We start from the raw sequence: 15,772 nt of genomic DNA on the forward strand, positions 1-15,772 counted from the left end.
GGCCCTGCCCCCGGGTAATCGGGCGCACGTACGAGATCGACTGAGAAGGGTGAATGCGACCATAAGCTCGTAGCTCCAATACTCCCTCCTCGTTACAGGTGATGCGACGCCGCACCTTGGGGTCGCATTGCCAACTAGGAGGAATAATGATCAAGAAGGTCGTCGCTGCTGCGGCTGCCACTGGTGGTCTGGTTCTCGCCGGTGCGGGCCTGGCCGTCGCCGACGCGGGTGCCCAGGGTGCCGCCGTGCACTCGCCGGGTGTCCTTTCCGGCAACGTCGTCCAGGTGCCGGTTCACGTCCCCGTGAACGTCTGCGGCAACACGGTCAACGTGATCGGGCTCCTGAACCCCGCCTTCGGCAACACCTGCGTCAACGACTGACGCCGACTCCCCGAGGGGCGTCGTCTCTTACGTGCCGCCGGCCCCGGAGCGCGCGCCATGCGCTCCGGGGCCGGCCGGTCTCTTCCCGCGGACCGCTTTCCGCGTCTCCGCGGTGCACGCACAGCAGGATCCAAGGCAGGGGGGAACTCGAGAATGCGACAGGGCACCCGCAAGGGCCTGATGACCGTGGCCGCCGCCACCGGCGTGATCGCCGCCGCGAGCGGCTACGCGCACGCCGACGCGAGCGCGGCCGGCTCAGCAGCCGGCTCGCCCGGCGTACTGTCCGGCAACACCGTGCAGGCGCCGGTGCACGTGCCGGTCAACGTCTGCGGCAACACCGTGAACGTCGTCGGTCTGCTGAACCCGGCGATGGGCAACAGCTGCGCCAACCACGGCGGGGCCTCCGGGGGAGGGCACCACCGCGGCTCCGGCGGCTCGCACGCGGGCGGGCACACCGCCGGCTCGCCGGGCGTCGGCTCTGGAAACACCGTGCAGGTACCGGTCGACGTGCCGGTCAACGTGTGCGGCAACAGCGTCAACGTGATCGGCCTGGGCAACGCCGTCACCGGCAACGACTGCGCGAACGGCGGCAGCGGCCACGGCAACCCGGGGACACCGGGGCACCCGGGGCACCCTGGTCACCCGGGGCACCCGTGTCCGCCTGACCACCCGGGCCACCCGGGTACGCCTGGTCACCCCGGGCATCCCGGGAACCCGGGGACGCCGGGCAAGCCCGGGCACCCCGGTACGCCGGGGAATCCAGGTACGCCCGGACACCCGGGCACGCCGAACACCCCGCCCAGCACGAGCGGGCACACACCGCACACCTCCACGCAGGTCCGGCAGCAGGGCGGCGATTCCGGCCAGTCCCTGAGCGGCGCCCAGCTCGCGCACACCGGCAGCGACGTGCCGATGGGTCTCGCGCTGCCGGTCGGCGCGGGTGCGCTGCTCGCCGGCGCGGTGTTGTACCGCAAGGCCAGGGCCGCGGCGTGACGCGGAACGCCGCCGTACCGGCACGCTGATCACGGAGCGGGCCCGCCATCCCGGCGGGGCCCGCTCCGTTCAGTTGGGTCGCCTCACCACGTGGCCCGCACCTGGCGGATGATGCGCCGGCGCAACCGCACCCTGCGGCTGCCGTCGCGCAGCAGGCTCAGTCGGTCCAACTCCCAGTGTCCGTACTCGGCATGGTCCGTCAGCAGACGCGTCGCATCCTTGCGGGACACCCCGCGCGGCACGTACACGTCGACAAATTCGTATTCCGGCATCGCATCTATTGTGCGGGCTGGGGCCCGGTACGGATAGCGTCTGCACTATGTCTGATGCTGCGCAGCCCACCGCTGCCGAGGTACGCGCCGCCGCCGAGGCGGTCAAGACCGCGCTCGACCGCCACCTGGCCGCGGTCGAACGCAGGTCGGGGGAGGACGACCCGGCCGTCTACGAGGCGTTCAACCAGCTCGCCGCGGCCGCCGAGGTGTACGACGAGCTGCTGTACGAGCGCTACGACGAGGTCACGCCCTTCGAGATCCCCGGTGCGGACGACTCGCTGCCGCCGTACGCCGGACCCGAGGAGCCGAACGCGCTCAGCGTGCTGATCCGGCGCGACTACTCCGTGGTGGAACCGCAGCGGCTGCTGGCGCAGGCCCAGCGGGTCGAGGCGGTGGACCGCGAGGACCTGGGCGGCAGGGACGAGGACGGCACGAGCACCGTGCACGGGGCGCTCGGCGTCCTGTTCGGCGAGTTCGAACCCGACGAGATCGCCTCCCGGCACAAGGAGTTCGGCCTGGAGGAGGGCGACTCCACGCTCTGGGTCACCGCCGCGGACGACCCGGCCGAGCCGGGGGAGTGGCTGGAGGCACCGTTCGACGAGGTGGACCCGGAGCGGGTGGTGTGCCGGTTCGACGTCAGCGCGGTGTTCGACGAGGAGGACGACGAGGGGGACGACGAGGACGCCGACGGGCTGGACGAGGTGGACCTCGGGGAAGACGAGGAAGAGGACGAGGGGGATCTGGAGCGGTTGGACGCGGACAGGTGAGGCCGGCCGGCGGTGCCGTGGGGCCCGAGGGCGACACGGCACCGCCGGTCCTGGCCGCGGAGGCGGCTCCGCGCTAGTTCTCCGGGTGGGCCGGTGTGGTCAGCAGGGTCCCCAGACGGGTCGTGCGGGGCTTGGCCGGAATCTCCGCCACCGCCTTCGGCAGGGCCTGTTCGACTCCGTGGACCACGGACAGGTGGCGCTCCGCCCGGCCGAACGCCGTGTACACCCACGGTCTGCTGAGGGCCCGCGTGGCGTCGCCCGGCAGCACGACGACCGCCGCCGGCCAGCGGCTGCCCACCGCCTGGTGCGCCGTCAGCGCCCAGCCGTGCCGCAGCGACCGCTCCACCTGTTCCCTCGGTACGACCACGGGGGCGCCCGCACACTCCACGTGCAGCCCGTCGGCGTCGGCCCGCACCACCCGGCCCGCCACCGTACGGCCCGGGGCGGGGGAGTAGGCGATCCGGTCACCGGGGTCGAAGCCGCCGAAACGGCCCGGGCCGGGGTTGAGACGCTCTTTGAGGGCCGCGTTCAGGGCCCGGGTGCCCGCGGCGCCGCCGTGCCCCGGGGTGATCACCACCGTCTGCTCCGCGGGAACGCCGAGCGCGCGCGGCACCGAGTCGGCGACCAGCTGTACCGTCCGGTGCACGGCCTCGCCCGCGTCCCGCACCGGAACGATCACGATCTCCTTGCCGGGCGCCGCCACCTGGTTCAGCTCACCCACGCCGATGCCCGAGACCAGCTCGCCGAGCGGCCCGGGATCGGGGGTGCGGGAGGCGATCTGCGGGCAGAAGCGGGCCGCGAGCAGGTCGGCGAAGACCCGCCCGGGGCCGGCCGACCACAGCACCGCCGGATCGCCGCTCAACACCAGCCGGGTGCCGTCGGCCAGCGACTCCACCAGCATCGCGGCACTCTCCACGCCGAGTTGGGGAGCGTCCAGCACGACCAGCAGATCGAGATCCAGCGCACCCTCCGCGTCCCGCCCGGGCCCTTCCACCCCGGCCAGCAGACCGTCCACGGTCCCCACCATCGGGTGCCCGCCGTCGCCGGCCGGGAGCAGCGGGCCGGCGCCGGTGCCGACCGGTTCGGCCCCGCCGTTCCCGGTCCGCCGGGGGCCGGCTGCCGAGGAGGGGTCGGGCGGCCCGGCGGTGGCCATGGCGGCCGCCTCAGGGCCGTCGCCCCCGGTCGCCCCCAGCGCATCGGTGCCTGTGCCGGCCGGCTGACGGCCGCTGTTCTCCGCGGCGGCGAGAAGTGTCGCGAAGTGGCGCTGTCCGTCGGGGGTGTGGCAGGCGGCGAAGGCGCGCAGGCCCGCGGCGCGGGCGGCGGCGAGCAGTGCGGCCGGTTCGGTCCGGGCGGTCTCACCGCCGGTGTGCAGGACCACGCCGTACGCCGCGACCGCGCGGGCCAGCTCCGCCGCGCCTCCCGACGCACCGGCCGTCCCGGGGAGCTCGGCCGCCGCTTTCTCCCAGGTCTCCGACGCCTCCTCGGACACGGAGTTGACCAGTCGGGCCAGGCCGTCGGCGAGGCTCTCCTCGGCGAGGGCGTACCGCTCCAGGCCGACGAGGACCCGCACCGGCCGCTCGGCCTCCTCCTCGCCCTCCTCCCGCGGCGCCGGGGCGCCGGGCTCCTCCAAGGCGTCCTGGAAGGCCAGCGCCTCGCCCTCCGCGAGCGCGTTCTGCACGGCGGCGTCGGCGTCCGGCACGCCCTGCCGGTCCAGCGCCGTGGTCAGCGCCGGCAGGTCCAGGGCGGTGTGCCCGGCCACGGCGGCCTGCTCCAGCAGCCAGACCGTGAGCGCGCGTCCGCGCCGCTCGTCGTCCGGGCCGCACTCCGCGCCCAGCAGCGTCCGCGCGAACCCGTCGGCCTGCTCCGGCCGCACACCGGCGACCCGGAGCAGCTGCCACGGGTCGTCCCGCAGGGCGGCGCCGGCGCCCTCGCCGAGGACGGCGGCCAGCTGAGGCGCGAGGGCGTCCGGGGCCCCTCCCTCGGCCAGCACGCCGCGTACGGCGTCGACGGCTTCGGGCGCGGGACCGCCGGGCCGGACCGCCGGGGTGGGCTCCGGGCGGCGGACGGGCTCCGGGGCGGGGCGGCGCGGGGCCGGCTCGGGCTCGTCGAACACCGCGGTGACCGGCTTCTCGCCGCTCTCCACCGCGCGGACCGCGGCGAGCAGGTCCGCCGCCTTGCCGCTGAGCTTCGTCCCGCTCGCGATCGGCCCGTCCTTCTCGGCCTTCCGCCGTGCGATCCGCTCCCGCTCGACCCGCTGGGCGGCCAACTCGGCCTCGGCCTCCGACAACTTCGCCGCGTCGGCCCCTTCGGCCCCTTCGGCCCCGGTACCCGTACCCGGCGCCGTCGTGTCGCCCGCCGCGTCCTCGCCGGCGTCCTCGGCCGGGCCGCTGTCGGTCGTTGCCGTGTCCCCGTCCTCGGGCTCCCGGTGGTCCGGGGTCCGCGGTCCGGGTTCCTCCGTGGTCTCCGGCTCCGTGCTCACAGCGTGCTCCAGTCGTGATCGGGATATCGGTGCACGGGCGCCGACACATCGTCCAGCGCCCGGCAGATCTCGTCAGGAAGACTAAGGGCCTCCACTGACAACGCGGCCGTGAGCTGCTGCGCGGTGCGCGCGCCGACGATCGGCGCGGCGACGCCGGGCCGGTCCCGGACCCAGGCGAGGGCCACCTGCAGCGGGGTGACCGCGAGCCCGTCCGCCGCGGTCGTCACCGCGTCCACGATGCGGGTCGCGGTGTCGTCGAGGTACGGCTCGACGAACGGCGCCAGGTGCTCCAGGGCGCCGCGGGAGTCCGGGGGAGTGCCGTTGCGGTACTTGCCGGTGAGCACACCCCGGCCGAGCGGGGAGGAGGGCAGCAGGCCGACGCCCAGGTCGAGCGCGGCGGGCAGCACCTCGCGCTCGACGCCGCGCTGGAGCAGCGAGTACTCCATCTGCGTGCTGGCCAGCCGGGTGCGGGCGCCCGGCACCGCGAGCTGCCAGGTGGCGGCCTTGGCCAGCTGCCAGCCGCAGAAGTTGGACACGCCGGCGTACCGGGCGCGGCCGCTGCTGACGGCCAGGTCGAGGGCCTGGAGGGTCTCCTCCAGGGGGGTCCCGGGGTCGTACGCGTGCACGTGCCACACGTCGACGTAGTCCGTGCCGAGGCGGGCCAGGGAGGCGTCGAGGGCGGCGAGCAGATGGCCGCGCGAGCCGTCGAAACGGCGGTCGGGGTCGGGGACGCTGCCCGCCTTGGTGGAGATGACCAGATCCCGGCGCGGTACGAGGCCTTCTATCAGCCGGCCGAGCAGATACTCCGACTCGCCGTCGCCGTACACGTCCGCGGTGTCGACGAGGGTGCCGCCGGCCTCCCAGAACGCCTTCAGCAAGTCCGCGGCGTCGTGTTCGTCGGTGTCCCGGCCCCAGGTGAGGGTGCCGAGGCCGATGCGGGACACGCGCAGGCCGGTACGGCCGAGATGCCTCTGCTCCATGCGGCGAGATTACTGGCCAGAGCCGGTGCGATGGGTTGCCTGTGGACAACCCCTTTCCTGTCAGGGGCGTGGGGAACTGCGCGACCAGCCACCACGCACCCGCAGACCACCACGCACCGAAACCTTCACGGCGCTCCCCGGTGAACACTCCCCTCCGCTAAGGTCGGTCCACTGGGACGTTACTCATGGGTAAGGGGATTGGGCATGCAACTCGGGATCAACCTGGGGTACTGGGGTGCCGGAATGGACGGGGACAACCTGGCCGTGGCCCAGGAGGCCGAGCGGCTCGGGTACTCCGTGTGCTGGGCCGCCGAGGCCTACGGCTCCGACGCGGCCACCGTGCTCTCCTGGGTCGCCGCCCAGACCGAGCGCATCGACGTCGGCTCGGCCATCTTCCAGATCCCGGCCCGTCAGCCCGCGATGACCGCGATGACCGCCGCGACCCTCGACTCGCTCTCCGGCGGCCGCTTCCGCCTCGGCCTGGGCGTCTCCGGCCCCCAGGTCTCCGAGGGCTGGTACGGCGTCAGGTTCGACAAGCCGCTCGCCCGCACCCGCGAGTACGTCGAGATCGTGCGCCGGGCGATGACCCGGGAACGGCTGTCGTACGAGGGCGAGCACTGGACGCTGCCGCTGCCCGGCGGCCCGGGCAAGCCGATCAAGCTGACCGTGCACCCCCAGCGCGAGCACATCCCGCTGTACATCGCCGCGATCGGCCCGAAGAACCTGGAGCAGACCGGCGAGATCGCCGACGGCGCCCTGCTGATCTTCCCGTCCGCCGAGCACCTGGAGGACACCACCCTCACCCACCTGCGCGCGGGCCGGGAGAAGGCGGGCAAGACCCTCGACGGGTTCGACGTCGCCCCCACCCTGCCGCTCGCCGTCGGCGAGGACAGTGACGTGGCCCGGCTCGCCGACACCTTCCGCCCCTACACCGCGCTGTACGTGGGCGGCATGGGCAGCTTCAAGCAGAACTTCTACAACCAACTCGCCCAGCGCATGGGCTACGAGAAGGAAGCCGCCGAGATCCAGGAGAAGTACCTCTCCGGCGACAAGCAGGGAGCCGCGGCGGCCGTCCCGCAGGACCTCATCGACAAGACGACCCTGCTCGGCTCCGTCGACCGCATCGCCGACCGCATGCGGGCCTACGCCGCCGTCGGTGTGACCACCCTGAACCTCGCCCCGGCCGGCTTCACCCTCGACGAGCGCCTGGCCTCGCTGCGCGCCGGCAGCGAGGCCCTGGAGCGCGCCGGACTCGCCTGACCGGCCGGGCCCGGGCGGGACTGATCGCGAGAGGTTTCCGCGGCCGTGGTGGGGGCTCGGGGGGTCTTCCCCGCCACGGCCGTCATGAGGAACAACGCGCCGGCGACCGTGCGGTTACGCCCCGACCGCGACGCGGCTGCTGGTCCGTTCGGATGAGTTCGGCCGCATGGTGGTTGCCAGCCCGGTCCGCCCCCATTTGACTCGGTCTCTGCGGAATCGCGCAGAGAGGTGCCCCCATGCTTTCGGCCAAGAGTCTCTTCCAGGAGATCGTCGACAACGACGAGTCCTTCCGCCTCTTTTGCTCCATCGCGGCCAGCGGCGAGTCCCAGGGCGGCTGGGAGAACGGCCGCATCGCCGCCCTGGTCCCCGAGAGCGAGCGCGACCTCGCCCCCAGGATCGCCCGCCACGGCGCCGACGAGGACAAGCACGGCCGTATCTTCACCGCACTCATCAGGAAGCGCGGGCTCAAGCCCCTGCCCGTACCGCCCAAGACCGACTACACGATGCTGCTGGAGCGGCAGGGCATCGGCCTCGCCCACGACAGGCTCCGGGCCGACGAACGGCTCACCCTCCAGGACATCGTCGTCTACCTCGCCCACAGCCGCGTCACCGAACAGCGCGCCTCCGACCAGATGGTCATGCTCCGCAAGCACTTCGCCGAACACCCCGAGATCGGCAAGGCCGTACGCATGATCTCGGACGACGAGGACAACCACCTCGCCTACACCCACGAGGAACTCCTGCGCCTCTCCGCCGCCGGCCACGACAAGCTCATCCAGGACACCCTGCGCACCTGCGCGCTCGCCGAGATGCGCGTCTACCGCGACGTCAGCCTCGCCGTCATGGCTCACATGGGCCACATCCTCGGCTGGCCCAAGGCCAAGTCCGCGCTGCTCGCCGCCGGCATCCACGCCATGTACCTCTACGAACGCTTCGGCGGCTGGCGCCGGATGACCACCCTGTCCATGCCCGAGCGCCGCGACGCTCTCGGCGGGCCCGCCACCTCGGCCCCCGAGTTCGCCTGAGCGCCGCTCACAGCCAGCCGCGCCGCTTGAACAGCCGGTAGAGCAGCACCTCCAGGACGGCCATCAGCGCGATCACCGCCGGATACGACCACAGCCAGTGCAGTTCGGGCATGTGGTCGAAGTTCATGCCGTAGATCCCCGCGATCATCGTCGGGATCGCGGCCATCGCCGCCCACGCCGAGATCTTCCGCATGTCGTCGTTCTGCCGCACGCTCATCTGCGCCAGATGCGCCGACAGGATGTCCGACACCAGCCGGTCCAGGCCCTCCACGCCCTCGTTCACCCGGCTGAGGTGGTCGTTCACGTCCCGGAAGAAGGGCCGCGCCTTGTCGTCCACGAACGGCACCCCGCCGACCGGCCCGCCGCCGGTGCCGGCCAGCCTGATCAGCGGCAGCGCCAGCGGACCCGTGGCCCGGCGGAACTCCAGGACCTGCCGCTTGAACGTGTAGATCCGCGACGCCGTGTTCCGGGAGCCGCCGCCGTCCGGCTGGAACACCTCCGCCTCCAGCTCCTCCAGGTCCGTCTGCAGCTCCGTCACGACCTCCAGATAGTGGTCGACGACCGCGTCGGAGATCGCGTACAGCACCGCGGTGGGGCCCTTGCCCAGCATCTCCGGCTCCTCCTCCAGCCGGTGCCGTACGGCGGCCAGCGCCGCGCCCCCGCCGTGCCGGACCGTCACAACAAAGGAGTCGCCGACGAACAGCATGACCTCGCCGGCCGACACGGTGTCGCCCTCCGGCTCGTACACCACCGGCTTGAGGACCATGAACAACGAGTCGTCGTACACCTCCAGCTTCGGTCGCTGGTGCGCCTTCAGCGCGTCCTCGACCGCCAGCGGATGCAGCCCGAACTCCTCGGTGACCAGGGCGAACTCCCGCTCCGACGGCTCATGCAGACCGATCCACACGAACCCGCCCGCCGCCCGCGCCTGAGCCAGCGCGTCGCCGAGGTCGTCCGGACCCTCGGTGCGGTGTCCGTCCCGGTAGATGGCGCAGTCAATGATCACGCCGCGCATTCTCCTCTCGCCCGACCGCCGGCACACCACCTGGTGCGCCTACCCTGGCCGCATGCCCACGTTGATCCTCGTCAGGCACGGACGTTCCACCGCCAACACCTCGGGCGTGCTCGCCGGCTGGACCCCGGGCGTCGCGCTCGACGAGCGCGGGGCCGGCCAGGCCGCCGCGCTGCCCGGGCGGCTCGCCGGGCTGCCGCTCACGGAGGTCGTCACCAGCCCCCTCCAGCGCTGCCAGGAGACCGTACGCCCCCTGCTCGACGCCCGCCCCGACCTGCGCGCCCACACCGAGGAACGCATCGGGGAGTGCCACTACGGCGACTGGTCCGGCCGTAAGCTCGCCGAGCTGAAGGACGAACCGCTCATGGATGTCGTCCAGGCCCACCCGACGGCCGCCGCCTTCCCGGGCGGCGAGTCCATGCGGGCCATGCAGCACCGCGCCGCCGAGGCCGTACGCGAGTGGAACGCGCGCGTGGAGCGCGACCACGGCGCCGACGCCGTCTACCTCATGTGCTCCCACGGCGACATCATCAAGTCCCTCGTCGCCGACGCCCTCGGACTCCATCTCGACCTCTTCCAGCGGATCTCCGTCGAACCGTGTTCCGTCACCGCGATCCGCTACACCCGCCTCAGGCCCTTCCTCGTGCGTCTCGGGGACACCGGCGACCTCGCCTCCCTCGCCCCGCACGAGACGCCCCCGGAGGGCGACGCACCGGTCGGGGGCGGTGCGGGCGCACCGTGATCGTCGGCCGCAGTAGGGTGAAGCGACCCGCACCGCCACACCCCCCGCATGGCCCGTACCGCCGTAACTCTCGAATCCAATGGAGACAGGACGTGTCCCGTCAGGTGTTCCTCTACGATCCGCCGGACCGCTTCGTGGCCGGCACGGTCGGACTGCCCGGACGCCGTACGTTCTTCCTCCAGGCCACCGCAGGCCCCCGGGTGACCAGCGTGGCACTGGAGAAGACCCAGGTCGCCGCGCTCGCCGAGCGCATGGACGAACTGCTCGACGAGGTCGTGCGGCGCAGCGGCGGCAGCGCCGCCGTCCCCGCCATGACGCCCACGGAGATCAGCGACACCGGCCCGCTGGACACCCCCATCGAGGAGGAGTTCCGCGTCGGCACCATGGCCCTGGCCTGGGACGGCGACGAGCAGCGCATGATCGTCGAGGCGCAGGCGCTGGTCGAACTGGAGGCCGACACCGAGGAGGACCTCGCCGAGGCCGAGGAGCGCCTGCTCCAGGACGAGGAGAACGGGCCCCCGATGCTGCGGGTCCGGCTGACCGGCGCGCAGGCCCGGGCCTTCGCCAAGCGCGCCCTCGACGTCGTCAACGCCGGTCGGCCGCCGTGCCCGCTGTGCAGCCTCCCGCTCGACCCGGAAGGACACGTATGTCCGCGCCAGAACGGATACCGCCGCGGAGCGTGACCACCGCCGGCACCGAGGCCGCAGACCTGCTCGCACACGGTGAGCTGACCGTCCGCGGCCGCATCCGGGACGCCTCGAACGCCGCCCTGTTCTGCAGGGTCGCCCTCGACGGCCGGGAGGCCGACTGCGTGTACAAGCCCGTCGCCGGGGAGCGCCCGCTGTGGGACTTCCCCGACGGCACCCTGGCCGGCCGCGAGGTGGCCGCCTACGAGGTCTCCGAGGCCACCGGCTGGGGACTCGTGCCGCCCACCGTGCTGCGCGACGGCCCCTACGGCGAGGGCATGGTCCAGCTGTGGATCGAGGCGAGCGCCGACACCGAGCTGCTCGCCCTCGTGGACGGCGAGGAACCGGGGCCCGGCTGGAAGGCCATCGGGTTCGCCGAGGTCGGCGAGGGCCGCACCGCGCTGCTCGTGCACGCCGACGACGAGCGGCTGCGCCGGCTCGCCGTCCTCGACGCGGTGATCAACAACGCCGACCGCAAGGGCGGCCACCTGCTGCCCACCGCCGAAGGACGCCTCTACGGCATCGACCACGGCGTCACCTTCAACGTCGAGGACAAGCTGCGCACCCTCCTGTGGGGCTGGGCCGGCGAACCCCTCACCCCGGAAGCCGTCGAGGTCCTCCAGCGGCTGCGGGACGCCCTCGGCGGCGAACTGGCCGCCCGGCTGGCCGGACTGATCACCCCGGCCGAGACCGACGCCACACGCGCGCGGGTCGACGCCCTGCTCGCCGCCGGCCGCCACCCGGAACCGGGCGGGGAGTGGCCCGCCATCCCCTGGCCCCCGGTGTGAGCGGCGACCCGCTGACGTGACGAGCACACCGGGGTCCGATCCGCAAGACCGCACAACCGGCCATCCGACCCGCTCCGGTTCCTCATGGCAACTCGCGGCCGGTTAGGCTCATGTACATGCATGCCTGGCCCGCTTCCGAGGTCCCCGCCCTGCCTGGTCAGGGCCGCGACCTGAGGATCCACGACACCGCGACCGGCGGCCTCGTCACCCTCGACCCCGGTCCCGTCGCCCGTATCTACGTCTGCGGCATCACCCCGTACGACGCGACCCACCTGGGTCACGCGGCGACCTACAACGCGTTCGACCTCGTTCAGCGCGTGTGGCTCGACACCAAGCGGCAGGTCCACTACGTCCAGAACGTCACCGACGTCGACGATCCGCTGCTGGAGCGAGCCGACCGGGACGGCGTCGACTGGGCCGTCCTCGCCGAGAAGGAGACGGCCCTCTTCCGCGAGGACATGACCGCCCTCAGGATGCTCCCGCCCCGGCACTACATAGGCGCCGTCGAGGCGATACCCGGCATCGTCCCGCTCGTGGAGCGGCTGCGCGAGATGGGCGCGGCCTACGAACTGGACGGCGACATCTACTTCTCCGTCGAGACCGACCCGAACTTCGGCCAGGTCTCGAACCTCGACGCGGCCGCCATGCGGCTGCTGTCCGCCGAACGCGGCGGCGACCCGGACCGCCCGGGCAAGAAGAACCCGCTGGACCCGATGCTGTGGATGGCGGCCCGCGAGGGCGAGCCCAGCTGGGACGGCGGGAGCCTCGGCCGGGGCCGCCCCGGCTGGCACATCGAGTGCGTGGCCATCGCCCTCGACCACCTCGGCATGGGCTTCGACGTCCAGGGCGGCGGCTCCGACCTGGCCTTCCCGCACCACGAGATGGGCGCCTCGCACGCCCAGGTCCTCACCGGCGAGTTCCCGATGGCCAAGGCCTACGTCCACGCCGGCATGGTCGGCCTCCACGGCGAGAAGATGTCCAAGTCGAAGGGCAACCTCGTCTTCGTCTCCGCCCTCCGCCGCGACGGCGTCGACCCGGCCGCGATCCGCCTCGCCCTCCTCTCCCACCACTACCGCGCCGACTGGGAGTGGACCGACCAGACCCTCCAGGACGCGCTCACCCGCCTCACTCACTGGCGAGCAGCGGTCTCCCGCCCCGACGGCCCCTCCGCCGACACCTTGGTCGAAGAACTCCGCGAGGCCATGTCCAACGACCTCGACACCCCCACGGCCCTGTCGGCGGTGGACTGCTGGGCAGCCGCCCAGCAGTCGAAGGGCGGCACGGACACGGCAGCCCCGGGCCTGGTGACAAGGGCGGTCGACGCGCTACTGGGAGTGGCCCTCTAAACGCCCTGAGCGGGGGTGCCCCTGAAAGGGGCGCGGGGAACTGCGCGACAAGCCCAAACGGCGCCGCAGCCGCCAGACGCAGCCGCGGGGGCACCCCATAGCGCGAGGCCAACACAAAGAAGGGGCGTTTCCCACCAAGGGAACCGCCCCTTCTCGTACCCGGGGTCCAAGGGGCCCAGCCCCTCAGTCCCCCTGGTCCTCATCCTCCTTGGACCCGCCGCCGGAGGCAGGCGGCCTCGGCTTACCGCCCGGAGGGACGTCCCTGCGCCGCAGATACCGCTCGAACTCCCGAGCAATCGCCTCCCCCGAAGCCTCCGGAAGCTCCGCCGTGTCCCGCGCCTCCTCCAACGTCTGCACGTACTCCGCGACCTCGCTGTCCTCCGCGGCCAGCTGGTCCACGCCCACCTGCCAGGCCCGCGCGTCCTCCGGCAGCTCGCCCTGCGGGATGCGCAGGTCGAGCAGGTCCTCCAGCCGGTTGAGCAGCGCCAGCGTCGCCTTGGGATTCGGCGGCTGCGAGACGTAGTGCGGGACGGCCGCCCACAGCGACACCGCCGGGACGCCCGCGTGCGCGCACGCCTCCTGCAGGACGCCGACGATGCCCGTCGGACCCTCGTACTTGGTCTCCTCCAGGTCCATGCGGTGAGCCAGTTCCGCGTCGGAGGTGACCCCACTGACCGGAACCGGACGTGTGTGCGGGGTGTCGCCGAGCAGGGCGCCCAGGACGACCACCAGCTCCACGCCCAGCTCGTGCGCGAAGCCCAGCAGCTCGTTGCAGAACGAGCGCCAGCGCATGGACGGTTCGATGCCGCGGACCAGTACCAGGTCGCGCGGCTTGTCCCCGCCGACCCGCACGACCGACAACCGCGTCGTCGGCCAGGTGATCTTGCGTACCCCGTCCTCCATGAACACCGTGGGACGGTTCACCTGGAAGTCGTAGTAGTCCTCGGCGTCCAGCGCCGCGAACACCTCGCCCTTCCACTCTCTCTCCAGGTGCGCGACCGCGGTGGAGGCGGCGTCGCCGGCATCGTTCCAGCCCTCGAACGCGGCCACCATGACTGGGTCGATCAGCTCTGGAACCCCCTCCAGCTCGATCACCCAGTGCCTCCTTCCGACGTGCCCTCACCTGACGTCACAACCTTACGGCGTCCGGCGGGGGCGCCCGCAGCCCCCTCGCAGGGGGGATGCCGGGATGACTGCCCCGTTCCCCACCCCGGAACACCCTGTCGGTGAGGCGAGAGCCGGTGGACCGGGACGGGCGAGAGGGGCGGTCCCGTCGGCGCGGGACCGCCCCTCTCCCCTCGACCGGACCCGGTGCGGCGGGGTCCGGTGCTCGCGCGGGACCGGCCCCTGGTCGGGGAGGGGCCGGTCGCCGCCCGGGTCTGTTTCTCGTCAGGTGGCGGTGGGCGACTACTTCTTGTCGAGCAGGTCCTGCACCCGGGCGCGGACGTCGTCCGCGGCCAGGCCGCGGATGGTCAGCGTGGTACGGCGGCGCAGCACGTCGTCCGCCGTCTCGGCCCACTCGTGGTCGCGGGCGTAGACGACCTGCGCCCAGATCTCCGGGGCGTCGGGGTGGACGCGCTCGGCCAGCTGCGGGTCCTCGTTCGCCAGCCGGGCGATGTCGAAGGCCAGGGAGCCGTAGTGGGTGGCCAGGTGCTTGGCGGTGTCGGCGGCCATGCGGGGGCCGGGCGCCGGGTGGTCCACCAGCAGCCGGTGGGCGACCGCGCGCGGGTTGGCGACACCGGGCAGCGGCAGCTTCTTCGGCAGCGAGGAGATCGGCTCGAAGTCGTCGCCGAGCGGGTGGCCCGGCAGCTCCTCCAGCTTCTTCATCACCGTGCGCCCGATGTGCCGGAACGTCGTCCACTTGCCGCCGGCCACGGACAGCATGCCGCCCCGGCCCTCGGTGACCACGGTCTCGCGCTTGGCCTTGGCCGTGTCGCCGGGGCCGCCGGGCAGCACGCGCAGTCCGGCGAAGGCGTAGGTGATCAGGTCCCGGTCCAGCTGCTGGTCCCGGACGGAGAACGCGGCCTCGTCCAGGATCTGGGCGATGTCCTTCTCGGTCACCGAGACGTCCGCCGGGTCGCCCTCGAACTCCTCGTCCGTGGTGCCCAGCAGCAGCATGTCCTCCCACGGGAGGGCGAAGGTGATCCGGTACTTGTCGATCGGGGTCGCGAGCGCGGCCTTCCACGGCGAGGTGCGCTTCAGGACCAGGTGCGCGCCCTTGGACAGGCGGATGGAGGGCGCCGCGTCCGGGTCCTCCATCCGGCGCAGGTGGTCCACCCAGGGACCGGTCGCGTTCAGCACGAGCCGGGCGCTCACGCCGAACTCCTCGCCGGATATGCGGTCCTTCAGCTCGGCGCCGGTGACCCGGCCCTTGGTGAAGCGCAGGCCGGTGACCTCGGCGTGGTTGAGGACGACCGCGCCCGCCTCGACGGCCGCGCGGACCGTCATCAGCGCCATGCGGGCGTCGTTCATCTGGTCGTCGCCGTACACGGCCACGGCCTTGAGGTTCTCGGTGCGCAGCTCGGGCACGTCCTGCGCCGCCTTGGCGGGGGAGAGCAGATGGCCCACGCCGTCGCCGAAGGCGGACAGCGCGGAGTAGGCGAAGACGCCCGCGCCGAGCTTCGCCGCGCCGTGCGGCCCGCCCTTGTACACCGGGAGGTAGAAGGTGAGCGGGTTCGCCAGGTGGGGGGCCACCTGGCGGGAGACCGCACGGCGCTCGAAGTGGTTCTCCGCGACCAGCTTCACCGCGCCGGTCTGCAGGTAGCGCAGACCGCCGTGGAGCAGCTTGGAGGAGGCGGAGGAGGTGGCACCGGCGAAGTCGCCGGAGTCGACCAGGGCCACCCTCAGGCCGGACTGCGCGGCGTGCCAGGCGGTGGAGATGCCCAGGATGCCGCCGCCGATCACGAGAAGGTCGTACGACGCCTTGGAGAGCTGCTCCCTGGTCTCGGCCCGGCTCGGCAGGGAGCCGGAGGCCGGGTGCGTCCCCAGGGCAGGCACGGTCTGCAGGGTGGACTGACTGGTCATGTCGGGTTCTTACTCCTC

At 72.8% G+C, this 15,772-nt stretch carries 15 protein-coding genes; 9 read left to right on the forward strand and 6 right to left on the reverse strand.

The window, feature by feature from the left end:
• The first annotated feature begins 146 nt into the window (after positions 1-146).
• Together chpH and DBP14_RS28695 are read left to right on the forward strand one after the other, a co-directional pair.
• On the forward strand, positions 147-380 hold the full coding sequence (chpH, locus tag DBP14_RS28690) for a chaplin ChpH (RefSeq protein ID WP_129309992.1): 234 nt from the start codon (positions 147-149) through the stop codon (positions 378-380).
• Positions 381-533: 153 nt separating this feature from the next.
• The gene (locus tag DBP14_RS28695) at positions 534-1,373 is read left to right on the forward strand and encodes a chaplin family protein (protein WP_129309993.1); all 840 of its coding nucleotides are present in this window, start codon (positions 534-536) and stop codon (positions 1,371-1,373) included.
• A gap of 83 nt (positions 1,374-1,456) precedes the next feature.
• Here DBP14_RS28695 and DBP14_RS28700 read toward each other — a convergent pair whose 3' ends face one another.
• Complete coding sequence (locus DBP14_RS28700) at positions 1,457-1,645, reverse strand: DUF5703 family protein (RefSeq protein WP_005485166.1); 189 nt, start codon at positions 1,643-1,645, stop codon at positions 1,457-1,459.
• A 47-nt stretch (positions 1,646-1,692) separates the two neighbouring features.
• On the opposite strand from DBP14_RS28700, the gene DBP14_RS28705 reads away from it, so the two are divergent.
• Positions 1,693-2,412 (forward strand): hypothetical protein, encoded by a 720-nt coding sequence (locus tag DBP14_RS28705; protein WP_129309994.1) that lies wholly within the window; start codon positions 1,693-1,695, stop codon positions 2,410-2,412.
• 73 nt (positions 2,413-2,485) lie between these two features.
• On the opposite strand, the gene DBP14_RS28710 is transcribed toward DBP14_RS28705, so the two are convergent.
• Positions 2,486-4,891 (reverse strand): helix-hairpin-helix domain-containing protein, encoded by a 2,406-nt coding sequence (locus DBP14_RS28710; RefSeq protein WP_129309995.1) that lies wholly within the window; start codon positions 4,889-4,891, stop codon positions 2,486-2,488.
• Complete coding sequence (locus tag DBP14_RS28715) at positions 4,888-5,871, reverse strand: aldo/keto reductase (protein ID WP_129309996.1); 984 nt, start codon at positions 5,869-5,871, stop codon at positions 4,888-4,890. The genes DBP14_RS28710 and DBP14_RS28715 overlap by 4 nt, the downstream gene beginning before the upstream one ends.
• A 204-nt stretch (positions 5,872-6,075) precedes the next feature.
• Between DBP14_RS28715 and DBP14_RS28720 the strand changes: the two genes are divergently transcribed.
• Positions 6,076-7,131: an LLM class F420-dependent oxidoreductase gene (locus tag DBP14_RS28720; protein WP_129309997.1), complete on the forward strand. Its 1,056-nt coding sequence runs from the start codon at positions 6,076-6,078 to the stop codon at positions 7,129-7,131.
• 236 nt (positions 7,132-7,367) lie between these two features.
• The gene (locus DBP14_RS28725; protein ID WP_129309998.1) at positions 7,368-8,156 is read left to right on the forward strand and encodes a ferritin-like domain-containing protein; all 789 of its coding nucleotides are present in this window, start codon (positions 7,368-7,370) and stop codon (positions 8,154-8,156) included.
• A 7-nt stretch (positions 8,157-8,163) separates the two neighbouring features.
• Here DBP14_RS28725 and corA read toward each other — a convergent pair whose 3' ends face one another.
• Entirely contained in the window at positions 8,164-9,162 is a 999-nt protein-coding gene (corA, locus tag DBP14_RS28730; RefSeq protein ID WP_164992425.1) for a magnesium/cobalt transporter CorA, read from the reverse strand.
• Between the two features lie 61 nt (positions 9,163-9,223).
• Here corA and DBP14_RS28735 point away from each other — a divergent pair, with 61 nt between their 5' ends.
• The 4 genes from DBP14_RS28735 to mshC all read left to right on the forward strand — a co-directional run bounded on the left by DBP14_RS28735 (position 9,224) and on the right by mshC (position 12,730).
• Entirely contained in the window at positions 9,224-9,910 is a 687-nt protein-coding gene (locus DBP14_RS28735) for a histidine phosphatase family protein (protein WP_129310000.1), read from the forward strand.
• 92 nt (positions 9,911-10,002) lie between these two features.
• Positions 10,003-10,593, forward strand: coding sequence for a DUF3090 domain-containing protein (locus tag DBP14_RS28740; RefSeq protein WP_129310001.1), 591 nt, complete (start codon positions 10,003-10,005; stop codon positions 10,591-10,593).
• Positions 10,557-11,384: an SCO1664 family protein gene (locus DBP14_RS28745; protein ID WP_129310002.1), complete on the forward strand. Its 828-nt coding sequence runs from the start codon at positions 10,557-10,559 to the stop codon at positions 11,382-11,384. The genes DBP14_RS28740 and DBP14_RS28745 overlap by 37 nt, the downstream gene beginning before the upstream one ends.
• A gap of 116 nt (positions 11,385-11,500) precedes the next feature.
• Positions 11,501-12,730, forward strand: coding sequence for a cysteine--1-D-myo-inosityl 2-amino-2-deoxy-alpha-D-glucopyranoside ligase (gene mshC, locus DBP14_RS28750; protein WP_129310003.1), 1,230 nt, complete (start codon positions 11,501-11,503; stop codon positions 12,728-12,730).
• 183 nt (positions 12,731-12,913) lie between these two features.
• Here mshC and DBP14_RS28755 read toward each other — a convergent pair whose 3' ends face one another.
• Both DBP14_RS28755 and DBP14_RS28760 read right to left on the reverse strand, forming a co-directional pair.
• The gene (locus DBP14_RS28755; RefSeq protein WP_129310004.1) at positions 12,914-13,825 is read right to left on the reverse strand and encodes a PAC2 family protein; all 912 of its coding nucleotides are present in this window, start codon (positions 13,823-13,825) and stop codon (positions 12,914-12,916) included.
• A gap of 312 nt (positions 13,826-14,137) precedes the next feature.
• On the reverse strand, positions 14,138-15,754 hold the full coding sequence (locus DBP14_RS28760; RefSeq protein WP_129310005.1) for a glycerol-3-phosphate dehydrogenase/oxidase: 1,617 nt from the start codon (positions 15,752-15,754) through the stop codon (positions 14,138-14,140).
• Between the last annotated feature and the right edge of the window lie 18 nt (positions 15,755-15,772).

The organism is Streptomyces sp. L2, from assembly GCF_004124325.1.
GTDB lineage: Bacteria > Actinomycetota > Actinomycetes > Streptomycetales > Streptomycetaceae > Streptomyces.